19 protein-coding genes, 1 other RNA gene and 2 pseudogenes are annotated in these 22496 nt (G+C 60.4%); 7 read left to right on the top strand and 15 right to left on the bottom strand.

Features of this window, described 5'->3' with window-relative positions; all coding sequences use genetic code 11:
* The first annotated feature begins 72 nt into the window (after nt 1-72).
* On the top strand, nt 73-1446 hold the full coding sequence (locus ACIOUG_RS15560) for a DUF1329 domain-containing protein (protein WP_401066780.1): 1374 nt from the start codon (nt 73-75) through the stop codon (nt 1444-1446).
* A 264-nt stretch (nt 1447-1710) separates the two neighbouring features.
* Here ACIOUG_RS15560 and ACIOUG_RS15555 read toward each other — a convergent pair.
* A pseudogene (locus ACIOUG_RS15555) lies at nt 1711-2307 on the bottom strand (methyl-accepting chemotaxis protein); the annotation flags it as partial.
* 309 nt (nt 2308-2616) lie between these two features.
* Nucleotides 2617-3597: pseudogene (locus tag ACIOUG_RS15550) on the bottom strand (methyl-accepting chemotaxis protein); the annotation flags it as partial.
* A 288-nt stretch (nt 3598-3885) separates the two neighbouring features.
* Between ACIOUG_RS15550 and ACIOUG_RS15545 the strand changes: the two are divergent.
* Entirely contained in the window at nt 3886-4554 is a 669-nt protein-coding gene (locus ACIOUG_RS15545; RefSeq protein ID WP_401066778.1) for a histidine phosphatase family protein, read from the top strand.
* Nucleotides 4555-4630: 76 nt separating this feature from the next.
* Here ACIOUG_RS15545 and ACIOUG_RS15540 read toward each other — a convergent pair whose 3' ends face one another.
* Nucleotides 4631-6109, bottom strand: coding sequence for an ArnT family glycosyltransferase (locus tag ACIOUG_RS15540; protein WP_401066776.1), 1479 nt, complete (start codon nt 6107-6109; stop codon nt 4631-4633).
* 30 nt (nt 6110-6139) lie between these two features.
* A complete protein-coding gene (rimJ, locus tag ACIOUG_RS15535; protein WP_401066775.1) occupies nt 6140-6727 on the bottom strand; it encodes a ribosomal protein S5-alanine N-acetyltransferase in 588 nt (195 codons plus the stop codon).
* Nucleotides 6728-6895: 168 nt separating this feature from the next.
* On the opposite strand from rimJ, the gene ACIOUG_RS15530 reads away from it, so the two are divergent.
* Complete coding sequence (locus tag ACIOUG_RS15530) at nt 6896-7441, top strand: GNAT family N-acetyltransferase (protein ID WP_401066774.1); 546 nt, start codon at nt 6896-6898, stop codon at nt 7439-7441.
* A 90-nt stretch (nt 7442-7531) separates the two neighbouring features.
* Here the strand turns inward: ACIOUG_RS15530 and ACIOUG_RS15525 are convergent, their stop codons facing one another.
* The 9 genes from ACIOUG_RS15525 to ACIOUG_RS15485 all read right to left on the bottom strand — a co-directional run bounded on the left by ACIOUG_RS15525 (nt 7532) and on the right by ACIOUG_RS15485 (nt 18114).
* Entirely contained in the window at nt 7532-8938 is a 1407-nt protein-coding gene (locus ACIOUG_RS15525) for a DUF2252 domain-containing protein (RefSeq protein WP_401066773.1), read from the bottom strand.
* 76 nt (nt 8939-9014) lie between these two features.
* Entirely contained in the window at nt 9015-9461 is a 447-nt protein-coding gene (locus ACIOUG_RS15520; protein ID WP_401066772.1) for a hypothetical protein, read from the bottom strand.
* A 160-nt stretch (nt 9462-9621) separates the two neighbouring features.
* Nucleotides 9622-10011: a transfer-messenger RNA gene (ssrA, locus tag ACIOUG_RS15515) on the bottom strand.
* Nucleotides 10012-10107: 96 nt separating this feature from the next.
* The gene (locus ACIOUG_RS15510; protein WP_401066770.1) at nt 10108-10386 is read right to left on the bottom strand and encodes a hypothetical protein; all 279 of its coding nucleotides are present in this window, start codon (nt 10384-10386) and stop codon (nt 10108-10110) included.
* 129 nt (nt 10387-10515) lie between these two features.
* Nucleotides 10516-13326, bottom strand: coding sequence for an FAD-binding and (Fe-S)-binding domain-containing protein (locus ACIOUG_RS15505; RefSeq protein ID WP_401066768.1), 2811 nt, complete (start codon nt 13324-13326; stop codon nt 10516-10518).
* Nucleotides 13323-13994, bottom strand: a complete 672-nt coding sequence (locus tag ACIOUG_RS15500; protein ID WP_401066767.1) for a lactate utilization protein C — start codon at nt 13992-13994, stop codon at nt 13323-13325. Before ACIOUG_RS15500 ends, ACIOUG_RS15505 begins: the two co-directional genes overlap by 4 nt.
* Nucleotides 13994-15448: a LutB/LldF family L-lactate oxidation iron-sulfur protein gene (locus ACIOUG_RS15495; RefSeq protein WP_401066765.1), complete on the bottom strand. Its 1455-nt coding sequence runs from the start codon at nt 15446-15448 to the stop codon at nt 13994-13996. The genes ACIOUG_RS15500 and ACIOUG_RS15495 overlap by 1 nt, the downstream gene beginning before the upstream one ends.
* A complete protein-coding gene (locus tag ACIOUG_RS15490; RefSeq protein WP_401066763.1) occupies nt 15445-16269 on the bottom strand; it encodes a (Fe-S)-binding protein in 825 nt (274 codons plus the stop codon). The genes ACIOUG_RS15495 and ACIOUG_RS15490 overlap by 4 nt, the downstream gene beginning before the upstream one ends.
* A 150-nt stretch (nt 16270-16419) precedes the next feature.
* Nucleotides 16420-18114 carry a lactate permease LctP family transporter gene (locus ACIOUG_RS15485; RefSeq protein ID WP_401066761.1) on the bottom strand — a complete coding sequence of 565 codons (1695 nt, stop codon included), beginning with the start codon at nt 18112-18114 and terminating at the stop codon, nt 16420-16422.
* Nucleotides 18115-18375: 261 nt separating this feature from the next.
* Between ACIOUG_RS15485 and ACIOUG_RS15480 the strand changes: the two genes are divergently transcribed.
* The gene (locus ACIOUG_RS15480) at nt 18376-19143 is read left to right on the top strand and encodes a GntR family transcriptional regulator (protein ID WP_401066760.1); all 768 of its coding nucleotides are present in this window, start codon (nt 18376-18378) and stop codon (nt 19141-19143) included.
* A 102-nt stretch (nt 19144-19245) separates the two neighbouring features.
* Here the strand turns inward: ACIOUG_RS15480 and smpB are convergent, their stop codons facing one another.
* Nucleotides 19246-19728: an SsrA-binding protein SmpB gene (gene smpB / locus ACIOUG_RS15475; RefSeq protein ID WP_003221505.1), complete on the bottom strand. Its 483-nt coding sequence runs from the start codon at nt 19726-19728 to the stop codon at nt 19246-19248.
* 119 nt (nt 19729-19847) lie between these two features.
* Between smpB and ACIOUG_RS15470 the strand changes: the two genes are divergently transcribed.
* The 3 genes from ACIOUG_RS15470 to ACIOUG_RS15460 are packed head-to-tail and all read left to right on the top strand — an operon-like array spanning nt 19848 to nt 22000.
* On the top strand, nt 19848-21251 hold the full coding sequence (locus ACIOUG_RS15470) for a sodium-dependent transporter (RefSeq protein WP_401066758.1): 1404 nt from the start codon (nt 19848-19850) through the stop codon (nt 21249-21251).
* 7 nt (nt 21252-21258) lie between these two features.
* Nucleotides 21259-21693, top strand: a complete 435-nt coding sequence (locus ACIOUG_RS15465) for a type II toxin-antitoxin system RatA family toxin (RefSeq protein WP_401066757.1) — start codon at nt 21259-21261, stop codon at nt 21691-21693.
* Entirely contained in the window at nt 21686-22000 is a 315-nt protein-coding gene (locus ACIOUG_RS15460; protein ID WP_401066756.1) for an RnfH family protein, read from the top strand. The genes ACIOUG_RS15465 and ACIOUG_RS15460 overlap by 8 nt, the downstream gene beginning before the upstream one ends.
* Before the next feature lie 61 nt (nt 22001-22061).
* Here the strand turns inward: ACIOUG_RS15460 and ACIOUG_RS15455 are convergent.
* On the bottom strand, nt 22062-22496 hold a 435-nt coding region (locus ACIOUG_RS15455; protein WP_401066755.1), incomplete at its 5' end, for an outer membrane protein assembly factor BamE.

Below are 22496 nucleotides of genomic sequence, written 5' to 3'. Positions count from 1 at the left end.
CATCAATGGTGGCTGACCCACCGCTATCGCTGGCAAGCCAGCTCCCACAGGGTAAGCATTCTGGAGAAGAACATGTTTCATATTTCAAGATTGACGAAGACAAGGCTGGCACTGGTTCTGGGCCTGAGCGCCGGCAGCGCTTTCGCCGCCATCACCCCCCAACAAGCCGAACAACTGAAAACCACCCTCACGCCCATGGGCGCCGAGCGTGCGGGCAATGCCGCCGGCACCATTCCGGCCTGGACCGGCGGCATCACCCAGGCGCCCGCCGGCTACAAACCGGGCCAGCATCACCCGGATCCGTATGCGGCGGACAAGCCACTGTTCACCATTACCAAGGCCAACCTCGATCAGTACAAGGCCCACCTCAGCCCCGGTCAGATCGCGCTGTTCAACAGCTACCCCGACACGTTCCAGATGCCGGTCTATCCGTCGCGTCGCTCCGGTTCGGCGCCGCAATGGCTGTATGACAACACTCTCAAAAACGCGACCTCGGCCAAGCTGCTGGAGGGCGGTAGCGGATTTGCCGATGCCTACGGTGGCGTGCCGTTCCCAGTGCCCAAGGACGGCATCGAAGTGCTGTGGAACCACATCACTCGTTATCGCGGGATTTACGTGGTGCGCCGCGCCTCCGAGGCCCCGGTGCAGCGCAACGGCAGCTTTGCGCTGGTCACCTCGCAGCAGGAAGCGCTGTTCAACTTCTACCGTCCGGGCGGGCAGTACGCCGACCTGAAAAACATCCTGTTCTACTACCTCGCCTTCGTGAAAAGCCCGGCGCGACTGGCCGGTGGCGCGGCGCTGGTGCACGAGATGCTCGATCAGCTCAAGGACCCGCGCCAAGCCTGGGTTTACGACGCCGGCCAACGCCGCGTGCGCCGCGCGCCGAACCTCGCGTACGACACGCCGATCGCCTCATCCGATGGCCTGCGCACCGCCGACGACACCGACCTGTTCAACGGCGCGCCGGACCGCTACGACTGGAAGCTCAAGGGCAAGCAGGAAATCTACATCCCCTACAACAACTACAAGGTCGGCAGCCCCGACGTGAAGTACGCACAATTGCTGACCCCGGGCCACCTCAACCCGCAATTCACCCGCTATGAGCTGCACCGTGTGTGGGTGGTCGAAGGCAACCTCAAGCCGGGCGCGCGGCATATCTATTCCAAGCGCGTGCTGTTTCTCGACGAGGACAGCTGGGGCGCGGCGCTGGTTGATCAATACGATGGGCGAGGGGAGTTGTGGCGGGTGTCGATGGCCTACCTGAAAAACTTCTACGACCTGCCGACCACCTGGAGCGCACTGGACGTGTTCCACGACCTGCAGGCCCGCCGTTACTACGTGCAGAACCTCGACAACGAAGAAGCCTCCACCGTCGACTTCTCGCAACCGGTGCCGGAAGACGCGTATTTCATGCCGTCGGCGTTGCGCCAGCGCGGCACACGCTAGAGGCGTATCACAACCTCTGTAGGAGCTGCCGCAGGCTGCGATCTTTTGACTTTGATTTTAAAAACAAGATCAAAAGATCGCAGCCTGCGGCAGCTCCTACACAAGGCGGGTTGTCTGTGACATTGGGTTGACTGGTCGGACGCCATCGCGGGCAAGCCCGCTCCCACAGGTTTTTCGGTCGTTCACATATTTTGTGTTCGACCGGTTACCTGTGGGAGCGAGCCTGCTCGCGAATCGATCTTTCGTTCAGCGCACAGGTGAAGATCAGACGCGGAAGTGGCTGACCATCTGCTGCAGCTGGCCACCCAGGCGTGCCAGTTCAACGCTGGACGCTGCGGTTTCATCACTGGCAGCGGCTGTCTGTTCCGACACGTCGCGGACGTTGATGATGCTGCGGCTGATTTCTTCGGCCACGGCGCTTTGCTGCTCGGCGGCGGCGGCGATCTGCTGGTTCATCGACTGGATGTTCGACACCGTACGGGTGATGTTTTCCAGGGAGTCGCCAGCCTTGCGGGTCAGGGCCACGCTGCTGTCGGTCAGGGCGCGGCTGTTGTTCATCACGGCAGCCACTTGCTGGGTGCCGTTCTGCAGACCGGCGACCAGGCCTTCGATTTCTTCGGTGGATTTCTGCGTGCGCTGGGCCAGGCCACGGACTTCGTCGGCAACCACGGCAAACCCGCGACCGGCTTCACCGGCACGTGCTGCTTCGATTGCGGCGTTCAGCGCGAGCAGGTTGGTCTGTTCGGCCACGGCCTTGATCACGTCCATGACGCTGCCGATCTTGTCGCTTTCCTGTTGCAGCACGCTCATGGCTTCGGTGGAACGCACCACTTCGCTGGCCAGACGCTCGATCTGCGCGATGGCTTCATTCACCACCTTGTCACCTTCACGGGCTTCGCCATCAGCGGCGGCAGCGGCTTGCGAGGCTTCTTCGGCGTTGCGCGCGACTTCCTGCACGGTGGCAGTCATCTCGTGCATGGCGGTGGCCACCTGATCGGTCTCGACCTTCTGGCTGTTCACGCCGGCGCTGGTTTGTTCGGTCACGGCCGAGAGTTCTTCGGCGGCGCTGGCGATCTGAGTGACGCCGTCGCGGATACCGCTGATCAGGTCGCGCAGGGTCACGCCCATGCGTGCGATGCCTTGTTGCAGTACGCCGAGCTCGTCGCGGCGGGTGACCGTGACGTTCTGGGTCAGGTCGCCGCTGGCAATGCGCTCGACCACGGCCAGGGTTTCTTGCAGCGGACGGGTGATCTGACGGGTGATGATCACGGCGGCAATCACACCGACCAACAGCGCCAGCAGGGTGCTGATCAACTGGAAAGTACGGGCCTGGGCGCTTTCGATGTCACGGCGGTCGAGCTGGATCTGGTACAGCTGCTCGCTGGTGTTGACGATCGCGGTGCCCTGATCGGTCATCTCTTTACGCGCCTGCACCGCTTCGCTGTTGGCGTTTTTATACGCCTGCAATGCGCTGCGGTAGTTGGTCAGGGCGGTTTCCAGCTGACGAAGCGTGTCTTGCTGAGTCGCCGAGAAGTGCGTGTTCAACTGCTTGAGGCTGTCGATGGCCACGTTCAGTTGGCCGACGGCTTTCTGTTCGGTTTCGTTATTGGTGGTGGCGGTGTAGCCACGCACTTCATAGCGCGCGAGGATGAACGCTTCCTTGGCTTCGGTGATGGCCTGGAACTGCGCGAAGCGCTCGTCGCTCAGGGGCAACTGCTGAACGCGGTTGCTGATCGACTCGATCAGGTTATAAGCGGTGTCGGCGTTGGTGCCCATCACGTCGCGGGCGCTGTTACCGGTGCGGTAGGCGTTACGCATCTTGTTCAGCGAGGCCTGGTATTCGGCGATGGTCGCCGCCTGCTCCTTGAGCAGTTTGACGTTTTCCGGGCTCTTGAACTTGTTGATCAGCGCCTGTTGTTGCGCGGCGAAGCTTTCGAGGGTGGTTTGTACATTCTGCGCGGCAGTTTCGTCGCCGTTGGTCAGCATGTATTGCAGACGCACCACACGCAGCTTGGTCAGACCAGCATTGAGCTGGGTGATGTCGCTCATCCAGTTGCTGCGGTCAATCAGGCCGCCGAGACTGGTCCAGCCAGTCAGGGCCAGCACGCAGGTCAAGGCCAGGACCAGGCCGAAGCCCAGACCCAATTTCATGTTCACGCTGATGTTGCCGAACCAGCTATTCATCACAATTCCTCCAGGAACGTAGAGCTACTTGATCGTCGGTCAGGCTGGAAGATTGTTGTTTTTTTGAGCCAGCAAGGGTGTTAGCAGATTTGTATCGGCCGCAAACACGAGAGCTGAAAGGATTTTGTCCTACGGAATTTGTAACAAGGGCACTTCAAGACTTTTTTCACATGCGTTTCACCGACTGCTTACGCGCGCTTCTCTACCCTCGCCACATCGAATTGACTGTGATGGATGCCGACGAGGCGGCCCGATGTGGAATTGAGACTGAGTCTGTTCGGCGTCAAACGCTCGCTCTCCCTGAGCGGATTGGCCCGCTATCGCAATACCTGGGTGGTGCTCGGCGCGTCGCTGCTGGTGATTCCGCTGACCCTGTGGCTGCTCGCCCCGGCGGCGGTGCCGGATCTGGCGCATGGCAATGTGTCCGGCGCCCGCGCGCTGGCAGCCGGGTGGGCCAAGGGCGAGATGATCGTGCTGGTGCGGCACGTCGAGCGCTGCGATCACTCACCGGCGCCGTGCCTGAGTGGCGACGACGGCATCACCGACCGCTCGCGCAGTGTCGCGGTGGGTGTCGGCGCACGGTTCGAGCATTTGGGCCTGGACCACGCCGATATCTATAACAGCCCGATGCTGCGCACCGTGCAGACCGCCGGTTACATGTTCAATCGCGCGGCCAGTGAAGACTGGCTGATCAGCTGCAAGGGCCACATCCTGCAGGAAGCGCTGGCGCACAAGCTCCCGGGGCGCAATCTGATCCTGGTGACTCACAGCGAGTGCATGGCGGAGCTGGAAAAGGACTTGAATAAACCGGTTTCTGACCCCGGCTACGGCTCGTCACTGTTTGTGTCTGCCGCAAACAAAGCGGACCCGCGCGTGCTTGGCTTCATCGAAGCCTCCGACTGGCACTCAGTGAGCACTCGATGAACTGAGGTGTGCAAAGCGCCAGACAATAAAAAACCCGCCAGTCCGGCGGGTTTTTTATTGTCTGGCGCGAGGGGTGTCAGTAGCCGACGAAGTAGTACGCCTGACGCCCGACCATCATGGTCTTGAGCACTTTGAGCGGTGCGGCGGGTTCGCTGTCTGCCGAGATCACCGCGACGTTCGAGGGGGAGGCGCTGAGGAATTCGTGCAGTTGCGCGTCGGTGTCCAGGCCCTTGAGCACGCTTTGGGTGTAGAACACGCTGGCACCGCCGACCCGTTCATTGGCCTGGAACAGCGCCACCTGCTGACCGTTGGCTTGCAGGGTCTGAATATGTTCGGTCAGCGGCAGGAACGACAACTCCTTGTCGGCGTTGGGCAATGCCCACTGGGCCGCGCCGAGGTAGCTGGCGATCACCACCGTGAGCAAGCCAGCGGCAATCGCCTGACGATGACGGGCGACTTTTCCGATGAAGCGGTCGGTTGTTTCACGCGCCTGCAAGCGCTCGAACAACACGCGCGCGTACTCCGCGGCGATCACCGCCGCGGCCGGGGTCATCGACATCAGGTACACCGTGCGCTTGCTCGAAGCCAGGGTCAGCATGATGAACTGCGCGACGATCCACAGGCTGAAAAACAGCAGATAACGGTTGGCCTTCAGTTCCTTGCGGAAATGCCACAGGCCCAGGTACACCAGAATGTTCCACGGCAGGAACGCTTCCGGCAGTTTGGCCAGATAGTAATAGAACGGCTCGTAATGTCCGGCCTCGACGAACGAGCCGCTGAAGCGCCCGACGCTGTTGGTCAGCAGTACCTCCGCGACCGCGCTCGAGCCACCGCGCTGATAGAGCACGGCGAGCCAGATCAGCAACGGGATCAGACCGACGGCCGTGAGCAGGCCGGGACGCAGCCAGGCGCCGAGCTTCAGGCGTTTGTCGATCAGGTTGTCGGCCAACAAGTAGGCGAAAATCACCACCCCCGGCATCGCCAGTCCGAGCACGCCCTTGCTCAAAGTGGCGATGGCGATCCCGACGATAAACAGCAGCGAGTTAGCGGCGTTCGGTGCGCGTTGCGCCTGAAAGAATGCCAGCAACGCTGTGGTCACGCCGAGCGCCAGCAGCGCATCCTCACCGACCCCGCGCACGTTGCTCCAGTAACTGGCCATGGTCGCCAGCAGAATCCCTGCGGTCCAGGCCACCGCTTTCGGCCGTCCGAAGCGGCGCAACATGCCATACAGCAGCATCACGCTGAGCAACCCGGCCACCGCCGACGCCAGCCGCACCGCCCACGGCGAAACACCGAACACGCGCATGGCGCCGGCATCCAGCCACAGGCTCAGCGGTGGTTTTTCCAGAAACGCTTCGCCGAACAGGCGCGGCGTCACCCAGTCATCGTCCAGATGCATCTCCATGGCGATCCCGGCGACCCGGGCCTCGGTAGAGCCTTGCAACTGGTGGTTACCCAAAGCGAAAAAAAACAGCAGGGCGGCGAGTAGAAACAGCGAAGTGGCGGCACGCGGCATGGATTTCAGGCAACCGGAAAGGGCAGGAGCCTTGAGCATACTTCGCCATTGCTTAACAAATTGTGAAACTCACGCCAGTTGGCGCGACCAACGCTTCTCCGGCGTTTCAAACAACGGATTGACCAGCGCCGTCAGCACATGATCCTGCCAGCGCCCGGCGATGTTCAGATAGGCCTTGGCGTAGCCTTCACGCTCGAAACCCAGACGCTCCAGCAGGCGCGCACTGCGCTCGTTGCCGGGCATGTAGTTGGCCATGATCCGGTGCAGGTTCTGCGTGTCGAACATGTAGCCGATGCCGGCCTCCAGACCTTCCTGCATCAAACCCTGACCCTGATGCGCGTGATCAATGTGATAACCCAGATAACAGGCCTGAAACGCCCCGCGAATGATCCCGCTGAAATTGCACGCGCCGATCATCTGCTGGCCGTCCGGCGTCAACAAGGCGAAATGCATCGCCAGCCCGGCCTCGAAAGCACTGGCCTGGACTTCAAGCCGACGGCGAATCTGCTCGGTGGAAAAGTACTCGGTGGTGCGAATCGGCGACCACGGGGCGAGGTGGCGCTGGTTGCGTGCATAGAAATCACTTTCCAGTCCGGCCTGTTCCGGGGCGAGGATGGCGAGCGTCAGGCGTTGGCAGGGCAAAGTCAGCAGCGACATCGGCGGCTCCGGTGGGCAAGGTTGAGGGACAGGATTGATCACGGGGCGGAAAAAAACAAACCGCGCTGGCGCCCTGTAAATTTCTTTGGTTGAGTGCACAGGGTTATTGACTGCGGCATTTCCGGGATTGGGGAACAAGCAATGGAATTTGCATTGATGGTAAATGGGTTGGCACTGCGTGTTCGGGCGCCGGACCCAGCGCTGGTCGCTCCGGTGCGGGAGGCGCTGAACGCCAGTTACCGCGAGCATGCGCCTTTTCTAGGGTGGGCGGTTGAACACACCGGTGAGGAGCAGGCGTTGTCGTCCATGCTGCAAGCGCGGGATGATTTCGCCAGCGAGACCGGTGAGCGGCGCTTATTCATCGTGACTGAAGACGGACAAACCGTCGTTGGCTGCATCGGCCTGGTGCCGCGTCGGCGCAAGCGTTATGTCGTCGGTTATTGGGCCAGCAGCGCGTTTGCCGGCAAGGGCTACATGCGTGAAGTACTGCAGCAACTGGTCAGGCGCCTGCCTGAGTTCACCTTTTACCTGACCACATCGTCGGCCAACACCCGCAGTCAGCGTCTGGCTGAAGCGACGGGGTTTGCGCTGATCAGGATTCACCCGCAGGCGCGGCAATCGCAGCAGCACGGTGTGCAGGACACTTGGGTGTATCGCTTCGGCACTAAACGCCAGGCAAAAAAAAGCCCGCGGGAGAGCGCGGGCGAACCGTAGTTTCTTGAATGAGCGAGCGGACTGTACCGTGTTGATCGACCCGGAGCAGTGAAGAAAAATTCATCTCGGCAGCGACCGCTCTGCAACGCATCAGGGCAAGTGATCCGCGGCGAAATCGGCTTCCGAACGCGCCGTCAGCCGGCCCTTGCGGCAGGCCTGCTGAAAGCGTTCGAAGTCGCGTTCATTCTGCGCGGTGTAACTGCGGGCGTATTTGAACAGGGCGTCAGCCAAGGCATCGCCCTTGCCGATGTAACCGCTGATGACCGCCGCATTGCCCGAGGCTTTGGCGTGCGCCCGGGCCAGTGCACGGCCGCAGACCCGGGCGTAGGCGGCGAAGGTTTCGGCGTCGAAGTTTTCCAGCTCGGCGGAGATCTTCATGTCGCGCAACTGCCGCACATAAAACTGCCGGCCGTTGGGGCCGCTCGTCCAGCCGAGAAACAGATCGCTCGCCGACTGCATCAGGCGCTGCCCTTCGACCACCCGCTGGCCCTCATGACGCGTGCGGGACTTGGCCTTCACATAGTCGGCGAGCACTGAGCGCCGCGCCTCCTTGAACTGTAGAAACAACGGAAACTCCTGATCGTCAGTCAGCAGCGCCACCAGACACCGCGTGCCGACACTGCCCACTCCAACCACCTTGAACGCCAGATCCTGCACGTGAAACCGCGAGAGCAATTCCCGCCGGTCAGCCTGCAGTGTGGTGCGATAGTCACGCATGAACGTATCGAACAACGGCCGCCAGTCCGCCAATTGCAACCAGTCATCATCGGCGTCGAGCAGCGTGGTGTTCTTGTGCAGGTGGAAAATTTCCGGCAGGTCGTCACGAATGACCAGCCGCCCGTTGGCGTCGCGCTCGCTGATCTTCGGCAGCAACTCGGCGTGGGTGCGCCGCTCGGCCTTATCGACGGCACGCTGCACATGCTCCAGCGCACTCTTGCGCGCCTGATCGAGCAAGTCTTCGTACTTGATCGATTCATACCAGGTTTCCAGCGCACTCTGTTCGGCGCACTCCAGCATCGTCGCCTGATAGGCGCCGACCATCTGCCGACACACGTCTTCCTCAACCGACTCGCCATGGCGCAAATCCCGCGCCGCCACCACAAAACTCGCCGCCAGCCGCTTCACATCCCATTCCCAGGGACCGGGATGCGCCTCGTCGAAATCATTGACGCTGAACAGTAGATTGCGCTCCGGCGTGGCAAACCCGCCGAAATTCATCAAATGCGCATCCCCACAAATCGGCCCGACCAGCCCCATGTTTTCGGTGCTCGACAGATCGTATGCCTGCAGCAACGCATTGCCACGGAAGAAGGTGAAGGGCGACACCAGCATCCGCCCGTAACGCAATTCCACCAGTGAGGCGACACGGCCCTGACTGGAGGCCTTGATCAGTGGGATCGGATCGCGGTTCATCTTTCCGGTGGTGGCGTGGGCGCTGCGCGAGCAATTCTTGCGGGCGTCCTTGCCTTGCTTCATGCGGGTTTGGAGGGTGGTCATCAGCGCTCGCTCTGTGAAGGGGCGCTGTGAGTGTAGAAGGGGATTTGGGGTTTATCTGGCAAGGCGTTGATGTCTGTCAGGGACTTTTTGTTGCCGGTTTTTTCGCGTCCGCCGGGGCGTTGTCGGATAGCCACAACGACAACGAATAACTGGCCACCGCCTGCCGCCGCGCCGCGTTGCGCATCAGATACACCTGAACCGTGTACTCGCCATCAACAGGCACCGCACCGGCAAAGTGATCGCCCATGATCGAGCCGTTGAACAGCGCTTCGTCAGCACCCGGGGCGGCGACGTTGAAATACGCGGACGTGTTGGAAGATTTGAAATCAACCGTCAGCGTCTGACCAGCCTTTGCGACGAGTTTGTATTCGGCGGTCTGATAGCCCTTGATCTTCTGTTTGAACTGCACGCTGCCGACTTCGCTTTTGAACGTGACCTGTTGCACACGTGGGGGAGGTGCGTCTGCGGCGATGGCGGGGAGTGACATCAACGAGGCCAGGGCGGCGGCGATCCAGGTGTTCATGGTGGGCAATCTCCGTGATGTTCAAACCGTAGCTTGGAGCTTCCAGTCACTGTGACAGTCGGATCCGGCGGGAGTGCGGTTTGCGTTGGAGGTGGTGTTCCGGTTGGGGGAACGCCAGATGCGACAAAGCCCGCACAAGGCGGGCTTTGTCGTTGAGAGTTGGTGGAGCCGGGGGGATTTGAACCCCCGTCCGCCAGTGCTCCGCTGTCGGTACTACATGCGTAGCCGTGTCTATTAAGTTAACCCTCAGCGACCCGACGGGCAGGGTGCTTTGGGCGAGTTGTGTAAGTTTTAGCCGCTTCGTCCACAACGTACTGCACGGCGATTCTGTTCTATATGACAATCATTTCGGGTTTACAGACATCCCCTGATGATTGCTGGGCCCGAAGGCACCAGGAGTGCATGTCAGCTGCAATTAAGCAGCGAGAGCAGCACCGTATTGGTCGTCATTGGCAACTATAAGAAGTTGCAACAGTGGATTTACGACTTCTGTTACCAAGTCGGCATGCACCTAAAGTTTCGTCACCGGCGTCGAATCCTAATCGGCCCCGAACTCATTGCCTCGTACATCAGGTGAGGCAACAAGCCTGTGCAGTGTACGCCAAACGGCCCCCGAGGCCAACCCGAAGGTTGGCCGGGAGGTGAATCAGTTGTTGGTGCCGGTGGATTTGCGCAGTTCCAGAATGGTTTGCGAGGTTTCCGCAACGCAGTCATCGATCTTGCCTTGGGCTTTCAGTGCCTGAGCCTTGCTGACACTGGCTTCAGCGCGCTGGCTCAGTTCTGGCGACGATGACAGCTGGCCCTTGGCATTGTTGATGGTCTGGATATTGGCATCGCACAGGTCGGCAGGCTTGTCGGCGGCGAACGAGGTGGAGGCCAGCATCGAGGCAGTAACGAACAGACCTAACAGTACAGAACGTTTCATGTGTATCTCCTTGAACTGAGGGATCCAGACTTCGCTGGCCGTCAGGACGGGCAACCGAGTGGAAGAAAAGCCCCGATTTTCGGGGTCTGTTCTGTGGACTACGGTCGCGCGCAAGGGTTCTATTTTTCTTCAGCAGGCCTTGGCGCGGGTCACCCGATCCACCAGATACACCAGCCCGTGATAGTCGATGCCACCGTGTTGCGTCAGGCCGATCTCACAAGTGCGGCTGGTGGAAATCCCCTCGCTGCAATGCTGCACCGCGTCCTTGAGTGTGCGCAGCGAATGGCTGTTCAGCTCCGGGGTGGTGAAGCCCTTGTCACCGGCAAACCCGCAACAATGGATGCCCTCCGGGATGACCACGGAGTTGCTGCATTTGCGCGCCAGATCGATCAGTGCCTGGCTTTCGCCCAGATGCTGGGTGCTGCAGGTCACGTGCACCGCAATCGGTGCCTCTTGCGGGGTGAACTCCAGACGATCGAGAAGATGCGTACGGATGAAGCGCACCGGGTCGTACAGATCCAGACGAACATCTCCTACGTCCTGCACCAGGCGCAAGGTGCAGGGGCTGGTGTCGCAATAGATTGGATCAAGCCCGCCACGACTGGCGTGGAGCAGCGCGCTGATCAGTTCCTGACGCTTGTGCTCAGCCTGTTCGGCGTAGCCTTTGGAGGCGAAAGGCTGACCGCAGCAGAGGTTGTCCAGATTGTCCGGGAACACCACTTGGTAACCGGCCTTTTCCAGCAGGCCACGGGTCTTGTCGTACAGCGACATCTGCTCTTTGTCACCCGCCGCCGGGCCCATCACCCGTGATACGCAGGCCGCCAGATACACCACGCGCGGGCGCTCGTCCGACACACTCGGGCTGAAGCGAATGGCTTTTTCCGGTTGCGGCATCGCATTGGTCCACAGCGGCACGTGGCCTTTGGACAAGCGCGTCAGCGTCGCCGAAAGCTTGGCTAGACGCGGTGCGCCAAGCAGCATCCGTGCGCCATTGGCCGCGTGCAGGGTGAAGCGTGCACCTTGCAGGGTCTTGGCGAAATTTCCTTCGATCCAGTCAGCGGTTTTCTGATGCGTCGCGTGTCGGCCACGAAGCTTTTTCACCAGTTCGCCGGTGTTGATGCCCACAGGGCAACGCTGTGCGCACAACCCGGTCGCCGCACAGGTCTCGATGCCTTGGTACTCGTAGGCTTGTTCCAGCTCGGTGGTGTCAACACCGGCGCGTTTTTTCGCCTGAATATCACGCCAGATCACGATGCGCTGGCGCGGGCTGAGGGTCAGTCCTTTCGACGGGCAGACCGGTTCGCAGAAACCGCACTCGATGCACTTATCAACAATCTCATCCGCCGCCGGCAGCGGTTTCAGATGTTTGAGATGGATCTGCGGATCTTCGCTGAGCACCACGTCCGGGTTGAGGATGCCGTTGGGGTCGAGCAGGCGTTTGAGCTGCCACATCAGTTGATAGGCATCGCTGCCCCATTCCAGCTCAACGAACGGGGCCATGTTGCGCCCGGTGCCGTGTTCGGCTTTCAGCGAACCGCCGAACTCCACCGCCACCAGTTGCGCGACGTCGTCCATGAACGCCTGATAGCGTGCGACTTCTTCCGGACTGTTGAAGCCTTGGGTGAAGACGAAGTGCAGATTGCCTTCCAGTGCGTGTCCGAAAAGGATCGCTTCGTCGTAGGCATGTTTGTCGAACAGCGCGATCAGGCGATTGACGCCGATGGCCAGTTGCTCGACCGGGAAGGTCACGTCTTCGATGATTACCGTGGTGCCGGTTTTGCGCACCGCGCCGACGGCGGGGAAGGTGTCCTTGCGGATCGCCCAGAGTTTGGCGTTCTCGGCCGGGTCTTCGGTGAAGTCGACCTGTTTTTCCACCGGGAAACTGGCCAGCGAAGCCATGATCTGCGCCAGTTGTTCCTGCAGCAAAGTGGAAGAGGCGGCGCGGGATTCGATCAGCAGCGCGCAGGCGTTGTTCGACAGGTGTTGTACGAAATCCGGCATGCCCGGTTTGTCCTGCACCGAGCGCAGACTGCGCCGATCCAGCAGTTCTACCGCCGACACCGGTTGGTTTTTCAGCACGGTGACCGCGTTGCAGCAGGTTTCCACATCCGGGAACACGATCAGAGCCGAGGCCTTGTTCGGGTGGTCGATCACCGTGTCGTAGGTCACCGCACTGATGAAGCCGAGCGTGCCTTCGGAACCGACCAGCAGGTGGCTCAAGATATCCACAGGCTCGTCGAAATCCACCAGCGCATTGAGTGACAGGCCGGTGGTATTTTTCAGACGGTATTTGTGGCGGATTCTCGCGGCCAGTTCGGCATTGGCGCGGGTCTCGCGGCCCAATGTCGCCAGGCGCTCCAGCAGATCGCTGTGGCTGACGCGGAAAGCGGCGACGCTTGCGGCGTCTTCGGTGTCGAGGCAGGTGCCGTCGGTGAGTACCAGGCGAATTCCGGCCAAGGTGTGATAGGTGTTTTGCGCGGTGCCGCAGCACATGCCGCTGGCGTTGTTGGCGACAATGCCGCCGATCTTGCAGGCGTTGATCGACGCCGGATCCGGGCCGATCTTGCGTCCGAACGGTGCCAGCCACGCATTGGCCTGCGCGCCGATCACGCCAGGCTGCAGGCGGATTTGCAGGCCTTGATCACGAATCTCGCGAGCGTTCCAGTTATCCCCCAGTACGATCAACACCGAATCGCTGATCGCCTGCCCGGACAAACTGGTGCCGGCGGCGCGGAAGGTCACCGGGACTTGATCGCGCTGGGCCAGTTTCAGCAGCGCCACCACTTCGTCTTCGGACTCGACGCGGATCACCAGTTTGGGAATCAGCCGATAAAAACTGGCGTCGGTGCCGAAGGCCAATGTCGACAGCGGATCGTCGAAACGGCGCTCCGCTGGAATCAGTTGCTGCGCATCGCGCAGGAAATTCACCGGAAGTGTCATTGGTCCTCCAGGATCAGCACCACCAGATCTTTCGGGCCGTGGGCGCCGTAAGCCAGCACTTGTTCGATGTCGGCAGTTTTCGACGGGCCGGACACCAGCAGCGCATTGGTTGGCATGCCTTGAGCCCACTCGAATTCCTGTTGCACCTGATAGAAGTTGTCGCGGATTTCGCTGGCCTTGAGCAGGGCGAAATGCACCGGCGGCACCAAACTCATCAACCGCGGTTCTTCACGGGTTGGCCAAAGGATCAGGCTGCCGGTCGCGGCGATGGCGCCGAGGGTGCCGGTGAGGCTGGCTGGGGTGTCGTTGAACAGCTCGGCTTTCCATTCTTCCATCGGCCGGTCGTAGGACTTAAGCGTCGGCAGATCAGGACTGTTCGCCCAGTGCTGTGTGATGCGCTGCCCGTGGGGTGTAGTCGGTGCGATCAGCAGGCTTGGCAGTTGACGGTCACGCAGCAGTTGCGCGAGCAGCGTCGGCCAGTCTGCGTCAGAGGTCAGATGGATTTCGGTGTGTACCGCTTCCATCAGTTTGCGCAGCTGCGGGATACGTTGCTCGGCGCTGTAGGTGTAAGGCTGGGTCACCAGATCGACGTCGAAGTCGTCGGCAATCGGTGTGGCGCCGGTCAGACTTTTCCGTAGCTTGGCGAGGATATTTTGCTTGGCGCTCATCAGCGGTCCCCCTGTTTGGCCAGATGCTCGCGGGCCATGTCGTGGAGTGAGCGGGCGGCGGGTTTGGGTGCGCTGTGGTTTTGCGTCCACGGGCCGACATTGCTCGGGGTCAGGGCGCGCAGGCGCGTGGCGAAGAAACCGAACAACCGATACAGCGTCGGCGAGCTGTTGAGTTTCGCCCAGGCGTTCCAGATAAAGCGTTCCTTGCGCGAATATTTGCTGCCCTGACCACGCATCACTTGATGCGGACTGTCCGGGGCTTTGACGTTCTCTTCGCGTAGGCGTCGCAGCAGAGCGGGGATCGGAATTTTTACCGGGCACACTTCGCCGCAGGCGCCGCACAGCGACGAAGCGCTCGGGTGATCCGGGACTTTCGCCAGACCGACCATGTGCGGCGTGATGATCTTGCCGATTGGCCCAGGGTACACCTCGCCGTAGGTGTGACCACCGACGCGGGTATACACCGGGCAATGGTTCATGCAGGCGCCGCAGCGGATGCAGTTCAGGGTCTGGCGCAGTTCGCTGTCGGCAAAGGCCTGGCTGCGACCGTTGTCGAGCAAGACCAAGTGCACTTCCTGTGGGCCGTCGAGTTCATGTTCCTTGCGCGGGCCGGAGATCATGTTGACGTAAGTGGTGATCGGAATGCCCAGCGCCGAGCGAGTCAGCAGCGACAGCAGCGGCACCACGTCGCGCAGGTTTTCCACAACCTTTTCGATGCCAGTGACGGCGATGTGCACCGGCGGCACGGTGGTGGTCATGCGGCCGTTGCCTTCGTTTTCCACCAGCAGCAGGGTGCCGGTCTCGGCCACGGCGAAGTTGACGCCGGAAACGCCGATGTCCGCTTCGAAAAATTTCTGCCGCAGGACTCTGCGACCGATCTGAATGAGTTGGTCAACGTCCTTGGTGTACTCCACGCCAAGTTTGTCGTGGAACAAGGACGCGACCTGACCGGCATTCTTGTGGATCGCCGGCATAATGATGTGTGAAGGCTTCTCGTGGTCGAGCTGGACGATGTACTCCCCCATGTCGGACTCCAGGCATTCAACACCTTGAGCCTCGAGGAAATGGTTCATCTCCATCTCTTCGCTGACCATCGATTTGCCCTTGATCACTTGCCGCGCCTCGTGAGCGCGGATGATCGATAAGACGATGCCATTGGCCTCGTCCACCGTTTCCGCCCAGTGCACTGTCACACCGTTGCGGGTCAGGTTCTGTTCCAGTTGCTCGAGCAGGTCGGGCAACTTGGAGAGCGCACGCGCCCTGATCGAGTTGCCCAGGGCGCGCAGATGTTCTCTTTCGTGGGCATCGCTGAAAGCCGCGGCCCGCTTGGTCATCAGTGAATCCATCGCAGTACGGAAGTTATTCCGTAGCTGCTGATCGCCCAAGGCGGTGTGCGCCCGGGTGCGGAAATCTTCTTCTACGGCGACCGTAGGAATAATCGTCGAGGTGCTCATTGCGCACCTCCGGTTCGTTGCCACAGAAAGCTGGCGAGATGTTGCCCGCGCAGCGCTTCTTTTTGTTTCTCGAATGCGCCGTTGATGTTCATCAAACAGCCACAATCGGCGCTCAACACCTGATGCGCGCCGGATTCCTTCAACGCCCGGGTCTTGTCAGCCACCATCGCGCCGGAAATGTCTGGCATACGGACGCTGAATGTCCCACCGAAGCCACAGCATTCGCTTTCATGGTCATGGTTGACCCGTTCCACGTTGCTCAACTGCGCCAACAACTCGCGGCCGTGCAGGTGGGTGTTCATCTCGCGCCGTGCCGAACACGAGGTGTGCAGCGCGACTTTGACCGGCTCGCCGCTGTCCTTGAGCTGCACCTTGCAGACGAACAGCAGAAACTCGGCCAGTTCATAAGTGCGGGCCGCGAGGGCCTGCACCTGTTTCAGCGTTGCCGGCTCGTCCTTGAACAAGTCGGCGTAATGCTCGCGCAGCATGCCCGCGCAGGAACCCGACGGCACCACCACCGGATAATCCCCGGCAAACAACGCCAGTTGCGAGCGCGCGACCGTCCGCGCCTGCTCGGTGTAACCCGAGGTGTAGGCCGGTTGCCCGCAGCAGCTCTGCCCTTGCGGGTACTCGACGCGGATGCCTTCGCGCTCCAGCAAGTGGATCGCGTCCATCCCGGCTTCGGGGTAGAACAGGTCGACCACGCAGGTACCGAACAGGTAAACCCGCGCCGGTTTCTCGCTGGGGTATTGCCGAGGCTCGGGCAGCGGCGGTGCAACGCGGGTGGCGTTGGGCACAGCGTTGTAAAAAAGCTCGCTCATCAGGCGTGTCTCCGGGTGGGCCCGGTTATCCGTCTGTTGAGGCTGCTGAATATAAAGAGCCTTGCTTTCAGCAGCCTTACAGACCGGGTGGTGAATTGCTGACGCCGGAATCACGAACCGGCGTCGGTTATTTCCGTTTTGCTTGAAGGTTTAGTGCACCAGCATGCCGGTGAACCAGTAAGCCTGGGCCAGGGTGATCAAGCCGACAATCGTCGCAAAGAATAGGCTGTGCTTGAGAGTGAAGCGGAACAGATCCGATTCCTTGCCCACCAGCCCGGTGGCGGCGCAGGCCACTGCAATTGATTGTGGCGAAATCATTTTGCCGGTCACGCCGCCGCTGGTATTCGCGGCTACCAGCAGGGTGTCGTTGACGCCGATCTGGTGTGCGGTGGTCGCTTGTAGCGAACTGAACAGGGCGTTCGACGAAGTATCGGAGCCGGTCAGAAACACACCGAGCCAGCCGAGGAACGGCGAGAAGAACGGGAAGGCTGCGCCGGTCGCGGCCAATACCAGGGCCATGGTCGAAGACATGCCCGAGTAGTTGGTGACGAAGGCGAACGCCAACACCATGCCGATCGACAGAATTGGCCAGCGCAGTTCGTAGAAGGTCTCTTTCAAGGTGGTCAGACCAATTTTGAAATTGATCTTCAGCACCAGCATCGAGATCAGCGCCGAGAAGAAAATCGCGGTACCGGTCGCCGAGATCGGGTCAAGCTTGAACACTGCCGGAATCGCGGTCGGGGTGGCGACGATCGGCGCGGTCTTGATCACCAGTTGATCAAGGTGCGGGATCGCAAAGTTGAATACCCAGGCGTACATCGAACCGCCGGCGGCGAACATGGCTTTGAAGGGTTTGAGGGTCCAGATCGTGACCAGTACCGTGAGGATCAGGAACGGCGACCACGCCTTGAAAATTTCCCCGAGGCTGTAAGGCGAAGCCACGGAAGTGCGCTTCTGGCCGAAACCGCCGACGCTGGCGGTCACCGCCGTGCTCGAGGTGGCGCCGGCAATCTGCGCGCCTGCGGTGCGCTTTGGCTGCCAGACTTTGAGGAACAGGGTCAGCGCCACCAGGCTGGCCAGCGCCGAGGTGATGTCCGGCAGCTCCGGGCCAATGAAGTTCGAGGTGAAGTACTGGGTCACGGCGAAGCTCAGGCCGGCAACCAGCGCGGCCGGCCAGGTTTCACGCACGCCACGCATGCCGTCCATCATGAACACCAGCCAGAACGGCACGAACAACGACAACAGCGGCAGTTGGCGGCCGGTCATGGCGCCGATCTTGAACGCGTCGATGCCGGTCACTTGCCCGGCAACAATGATTGGAATGCCCAGTGCGCCAAACGCCACGGGTGCCGTGTTGGCAATCAGGCACAGGCCGGCGGCGTACAGCGGGTTGAACCCGAGGCCGACCAGCAGCGCGGCGGTAATCGCCACCGGTGCGCCGAAACCGGCGGCACCTTCCAAAAACGCACCGAAGCAGAAACCGATCAGCAGCACCTGCAGACGCTGGTCGTCGGTGATCGACAGTACCGAGCTGCGAATGACCTCGAACTGACCGCTCTTGACCGTCAGTTTGTAGAGGAACACCGCCGCGACAATGATCCAGGCAATCGGCCACAGACCGTAGGCAAAGCCGTACCCGGCAGCGGCGAAGGCCATGTCGACCGGCATGTGGAAGGCAAAAATAGCTACGGCGATCGACAGGGCAAGCGTGATGCTGCCGGCCACATGCCCCTTGAGGCGGAACACCGCCAGAGCCAGAAAGAAGAAAACGATGGGGATGACGGCCGCGAGGGCGGAGACGCCGAGACTGCCGAGCGGGGTATAGAGCTGTTGCCAGGTTTGCATATGGGGTGGCCCCTAATTGTTGTTGGTCAGGCACTGTCAGCGTTCTTGGTTAATTGGTAATACCAATTTACAATCGCTGTTGGCTAGGGTAAAAGCCTTGATGTCGGTGTGTCAATTTGTCGCCCTGAAACTTTTGTCGAATAAGCGGTGCAGAGGGCATCTGATCCGGTCGGTCGAATGTGCGCTGACAGGTGTCGGCGGGGCGCCGATAGGCCAGAATAGAGAGCCCGGCGAGCGGTCGGGATCGTGGAGAAATGAGTTATGGGGTTTGATCAGATTCGTCAGCGCCGTTTGTCTGACGATATTGTCGAGCGACTCGAGGGGATGATCCTTGAGGGCACGCTGAAGTCCGGTGAGCGGCTGCCGGCCGAGCGCGCTTTGGCCGAACAGTTCGGCGTGTCGCGTCCGTCGTTGCGCGAAGCGATTCAGAAACTGGCGGCCAAGGGCTTGCTGGTCAGTCGCCAGGGCGGCGGCAATTATGTGGTGGAAACGCTCGGCTCGACCTTCAGCGATCCGCTGCTATTGCTGCTGGAGAGCAACCCGGAAGCGCAGCGCGACTTGCTGGAATTTCGGCATACTCTGGAGGCATCGTGTGCCTATTACGCCGCATTGCGCGCCACGGATGTGGATCGTGAGCGTCTGACTGCAGCCTTTAACGAGCTGCAGGATTGCTACACGCGGCATGACGAAGTGAGTCGGGCGGAGGAGGGCGCGGCGGATGCGAAGTTTCATCTGGCGATCGCCGAAGCCAGCCATAACGCGGTGCTGCTGCACACCATTCGCGGATTGTTCGACCTGCTCAAGCGCAACGTGGTGACCAACATTGGCGGCATGTACAAGCAGCGCACGGAGACCCGCGACATGCTGATCGCTCAGCACCGGGAACTGTATCTGGCGATTATCGAGGGGCGTGCGGAGCAGGCGCGCGAGGTTTCCAGTCGGCACATTCTGTATGTGCAGGAAGTGCTGGAAGAGGTGCGCCAGGAAGTTCAGCGCATGGCTCGGGCGGAGCGGCGTAAAGGAATGTAGCTTTAGAAGCGAAAAGATCGCAGCCTTCGGCAGCTCCTACGCAGGAATCTGTCTTTCCCTGTAGGAGCTGCCGCAGGCTGCGATCTTTTCAGGCAGAAGAAATTATTCTTCCTTGCCCTTGTTGCGCACGGCGCGCTGCAATTCACGACCGGCGTCGCGTTCGCGCTCGGTGTCACGCTTGTCGTATTCCTTCTTGCCCTTGCCCAGAGCAATCTCGCACTTGACCATGTGCTTGCTCCAGTAGAAGGACAGGCACACGCAGGCGTAGCCTTTCTGTTGCACGGCAGCGGCGAGTTTTTCCAGCTCGCGTTTGTTCAGCAGCAGTTTTCGGGTGCGGGTCGGGTCGGCGATGACGTGGGTGCTGGCGGTCATCAACGGCGTGATGTGACTGCCGAGCAGCCACGCTTCGCCATCCTTGAGCAGCACGTAACTGTCGACCAGTTGCAGCTTGCTTGCCCGCAGACTTTTTACTTCCCAGCCGGCCAGGACCAGACCAGCCTCGAAACGATGTTCGATGAAGTAATCGTGTCGCGCCTTTTTGTTCTGCGCGATGGTCCCTGTTGGGTGTTTCTTCTGTTTAGCCATAGGGGCGGCATTATATGGAGATAAACGGTCCTCGGCTACGGTGATGCTGCGTGCTTGAGCAGGTTGAGTGAATCCCGGACAATGCGGCCTCTTTTTCTAACGCTTGGGCGTGATATTCAATGTCGACAGACAAGGTTTCTGTCCACGGCAGTTGGGCTAGCCGCTGGGTTTTCATATTCGCCGCGACCGGTTCGGCCGTGGGACTGGGCAGCATCTGGAAATTCCCCTACATGGTCGGGGTCTACGGTGGCGGCGCGTTTGTGCTGATGTTCCTGGCGTGCATTGCGCTGATCGGAATCCCGGTCATGCTGGCTGAAACCCTGATCGGCCGCCGCGCGCGGCAGAGTCCGGCGAACGCCTTGAAGGTGCTGGCGCTTGAAGCCGGGCATTCGAGCAAGTGGTCATGGGGCGCATTTGCCGGGATGATCACGGCGCTGCTGATCCTGTCTTTCTATAGTGTGGTCGGCGGCTGGTCGCTGGATTACATCATCGACATGGGGCGCGGGGACTTCCAGGGCGCTACCGCGGAGCAGGTCGGCGCTTATTTCGGCAATGTCATCTCCGATCCATGGCGTCTGACACTTTGGCACACAGTTTTCATGCTGCTGTCGGCCGTGGTGATCGCCAAAGGCGTGGTTGCCGGGCTTGAGCGCAGTTTGCGCATCATGATGCCGCTGCTGTTCGTGATGGTGCTGGTGTTGCTGGGTTACAGCATGACCACCGGGCATTTCATGGAAGGCGTGCATTTCATGTTCGATTTCCACCCGGAAAAAGTCCTCGACGGCTTGCTGCCCGCCATGGGCCACGCGTTCTTTTCCCTGAGCGTGGGCGTCGGCTCGATCATGATCTACGGTGCTTACATGACCAAGGAAGCCTCGCTGTCCGGCACGGTGGTCGGTGTCGCGCTGCTGGATACCTTTGTGTCGCTGGTGGCCGGGCTGGCATTGTTTCCGATTGTGTTCGCCGGCGGTTTGAACCCTAGCGAAGGCCCCGGCCTGATGTTCGTCAGTCTGCCATTTGCCTTCGGTAACGTGGTTTTCGGTCAGTTGATGGGCGTGGTGTTCTTTGTCCTGGTGGCGATTGCTGCCTGGAGTTCGGCGATTTCCCTGCTCGAGCCGATGGTTGCCTATCTGGTTGAACGCACGAAAATCAGTCGTGGCTGGGTGACTTTCTGGCTGGCGTTCATCTGCTGGTTCGTCGGTCTCGGTACGGTTTTCTCCTTTAATATCTGGAAGGAAGCCAAATTTTTCGTGAACGAAGGCGGGCTGTTCCATCTCTACCAATGGGGTGCGGCGGGCGGTCTGGACTTCTTCGGCGTGATCGACTTCTTCACCTCGCGGATCATGTTGCCGCTCGGTGGCCTGTGCTTCGTGCTGTTTGCCGGTTGGGTGATGGGGCGTGATGCGGTGCGTGACGAGTTGTCGATTCGTAGCCCGGCGCTGTTTGCCCTGTCCTTGTTCTTGATGCGCTACGTGGCGCCTATCGGCATTCTTGTAGTGTTTGCCGCTCAGCTCTGGAAGTAACGCTTACATGACGACACATATTCAACGTTCGGCGTTGCTGCCATACCCGGCGCAATTCCTCTACGACCTGGTCAACGACGTCGCGCGTTACCCGGAATTCTTGCCATGGTGCTCGTCCGCCGAGGTGCTGGAAAGCTCGCCCGAGCACATGCGCGCCAGCGTTGGCGTGGCCAAGGGCGGCCTCAGTCAGCACTTCGTCACGCGTAATACGCTGGTGCCCGGGCAGTCGATCGAGATGAACCTGGAAGAAGGCCCGTTCAACCAGCTGCATGGCGTCTGGGTGTTCAAGGTATTGAACGAGAGGGCCTGCAAAATCAGTCTTGACCTGTCTTTCGACTACGCCGGCCCGCTGGTGCGTGCGACACTCGGTCCGCTGTTCAATCAGGCGGCGAATACGCTGGTGGATGCGTTCTGCCAGCGTGCCAAGCAGATGCATGGTTGAGCCGGTGATCGAGATTGAGGTGGTGTATGCCGCCGTGGATCGTCAGGTCCTGCGCACTTTTAGCGTCCCTGAAGGGACGACAGTGCGTGAAGCGGTGCTCAAGTCAGGTATCGGCGATGAATTCCCGGAGCTGGGTTTGAGCGAATGTCCACTGGGGATCTTCGGCAAGGTGGTTGCTGATCCACAGGTTCGCTTGATTCAGGCGGGGGATCGCATCGAGATTTACCGGCCGTTGCTGGCGGATCCGAAAGAAGTGCGACGCCTGCGGGCGGCCAAGGCTGCTGAGGCCAAAGCACGAAATCTTTAGGTTGAGCAAATCGCAGGCAATAAAAAACCCGGAATTTCCGGGTTTTTTATTGCCTCGCGCATTACTGCGGCGAGGTGTCCAGCGGCTCAGGCGTCGGAACCGGAACGGTTTCAACACCATCCACGTCCTTCTGGATCGAATCCAGCAAGGAGCCAGGTTTGGCTGGTTGTTCCGGCTTCGGCTTCTCGGCGTTTTCAGCAGGGGCGCTCACGCTGGTGCCACTGTCTTTGCCGAGAATGGCTTCGTCACGGCTCACGCCCGGCATGAAGTCACCGGACAGGCTGACTAGCTGGTCGTTAGAGTTGAAAATAACACTCATGCGTTCCTGTTGGCGTTCACCGCCACCAGGTTGCAGGCTGTACAGATAATCCCAGCGATCGGCATGGAACGTGTCGGTCAGCAGAGGGTTACCCATGATAAACCGTACTTGCCGACGGGTCATTCCCGGGCGTAACTGGTCTATCATGTCCTGCGTGACGACATTGCCCTGCTGGAT

The sequence above is a fragment of the Pseudomonas sp. NPDC087803 genome (assembly GCF_044742995.1).
Taxonomy (GTDB): domain Bacteria; phylum Pseudomonadota; class Gammaproteobacteria; order Pseudomonadales; family Pseudomonadaceae; genus Aquipseudomonas.
The sequence above is the reverse complement of the archived record's forward strand: the minus strand, read 5'-3'. Positions and strand labels throughout refer to the sequence as shown.

Excerpts from the sequence above, each read along its gene's own strand:
- ACIOUG_RS15490 (WP_401066763.1), bottom strand. The coding sequence starts at position 16,269 with ATGAGCGAGCTTTTTTACAACGCTGTGCCCAACGCCACCCGCGTTGCA.
- ACIOUG_RS15470 (WP_401066758.1), top strand. The coding sequence starts at position 19,848 with ATGTCGACAGACAAGGTTTCTGTCCACGGCAGTTGGGCTAGCCGCTGG.
- rimJ (WP_401066775.1), bottom strand. The coding sequence starts at position 6,727 with ATGTCGCTGCTGACTTTGCCCTGCCAACGCCTGACGCTCGCCATCCTC.
- ACIOUG_RS15540 (WP_401066776.1), bottom strand. The coding sequence starts at position 6,109 with ATGCTCAAGGCTCCTGCCCTTTCCGGTTGCCTGAAATCCATGCCGCGT.
- ACIOUG_RS15485 (WP_401066761.1), bottom strand. The coding sequence starts at position 18,114 with ATGCAAACCTGGCAACAGCTCTATACCCCGCTCGGCAGTCTCGGCGTC.
- ACIOUG_RS15495 (WP_401066765.1), bottom strand. The coding sequence starts at position 15,448 with ATGAGCACCTCGACGATTATTCCTACGGTCGCCGTAGAAGAAGATTTC.
- ACIOUG_RS15465 (WP_401066757.1), top strand. The coding sequence starts at position 21,259 with ATGACGACACATATTCAACGTTCGGCGTTGCTGCCATACCCGGCGCAA.
- smpB (WP_003221505.1), bottom strand. The coding sequence starts at position 19,728 with ATGGCTAAACAGAAGAAACACCCAACAGGGACCATCGCGCAGAACAAA.
- ACIOUG_RS15560 (WP_401066780.1), top strand. The coding sequence starts at position 73 with ATGTTTCATATTTCAAGATTGACGAAGACAAGGCTGGCACTGGTTCTG.
- ACIOUG_RS15520 (WP_401066772.1), bottom strand. The coding sequence starts at position 9,461 with ATGAACACCTGGATCGCCGCCGCCCTGGCCTCGTTGATGTCACTCCCC.
- ACIOUG_RS15525 (WP_401066773.1), bottom strand. The coding sequence starts at position 8,938 with ATGACCACCCTCCAAACCCGCATGAAGCAAGGCAAGGACGCCCGCAAG.
- ACIOUG_RS15505 (WP_401066768.1), bottom strand. The coding sequence starts at position 13,326 with ATGACACTTCCGGTGAATTTCCTGCGCGATGCGCAGCAACTGATTCCA.
- ACIOUG_RS15500 (WP_401066767.1), bottom strand. The coding sequence starts at position 13,994 with ATGAGCGCCAAGCAAAATATCCTCGCCAAGCTACGGAAAAGTCTGACC.
- ACIOUG_RS15510 (WP_401066770.1), bottom strand. The coding sequence starts at position 10,386 with ATGAAACGTTCTGTACTGTTAGGTCTGTTCGTTACTGCCTCGATGCTG.
- ACIOUG_RS15480 (WP_401066760.1), top strand. The coding sequence starts at position 18,376 with ATGGGGTTTGATCAGATTCGTCAGCGCCGTTTGTCTGACGATATTGTC.
- ACIOUG_RS15460 (WP_401066756.1), top strand. The coding sequence starts at position 21,686 with ATGGTTGAGCCGGTGATCGAGATTGAGGTGGTGTATGCCGCCGTGGAT.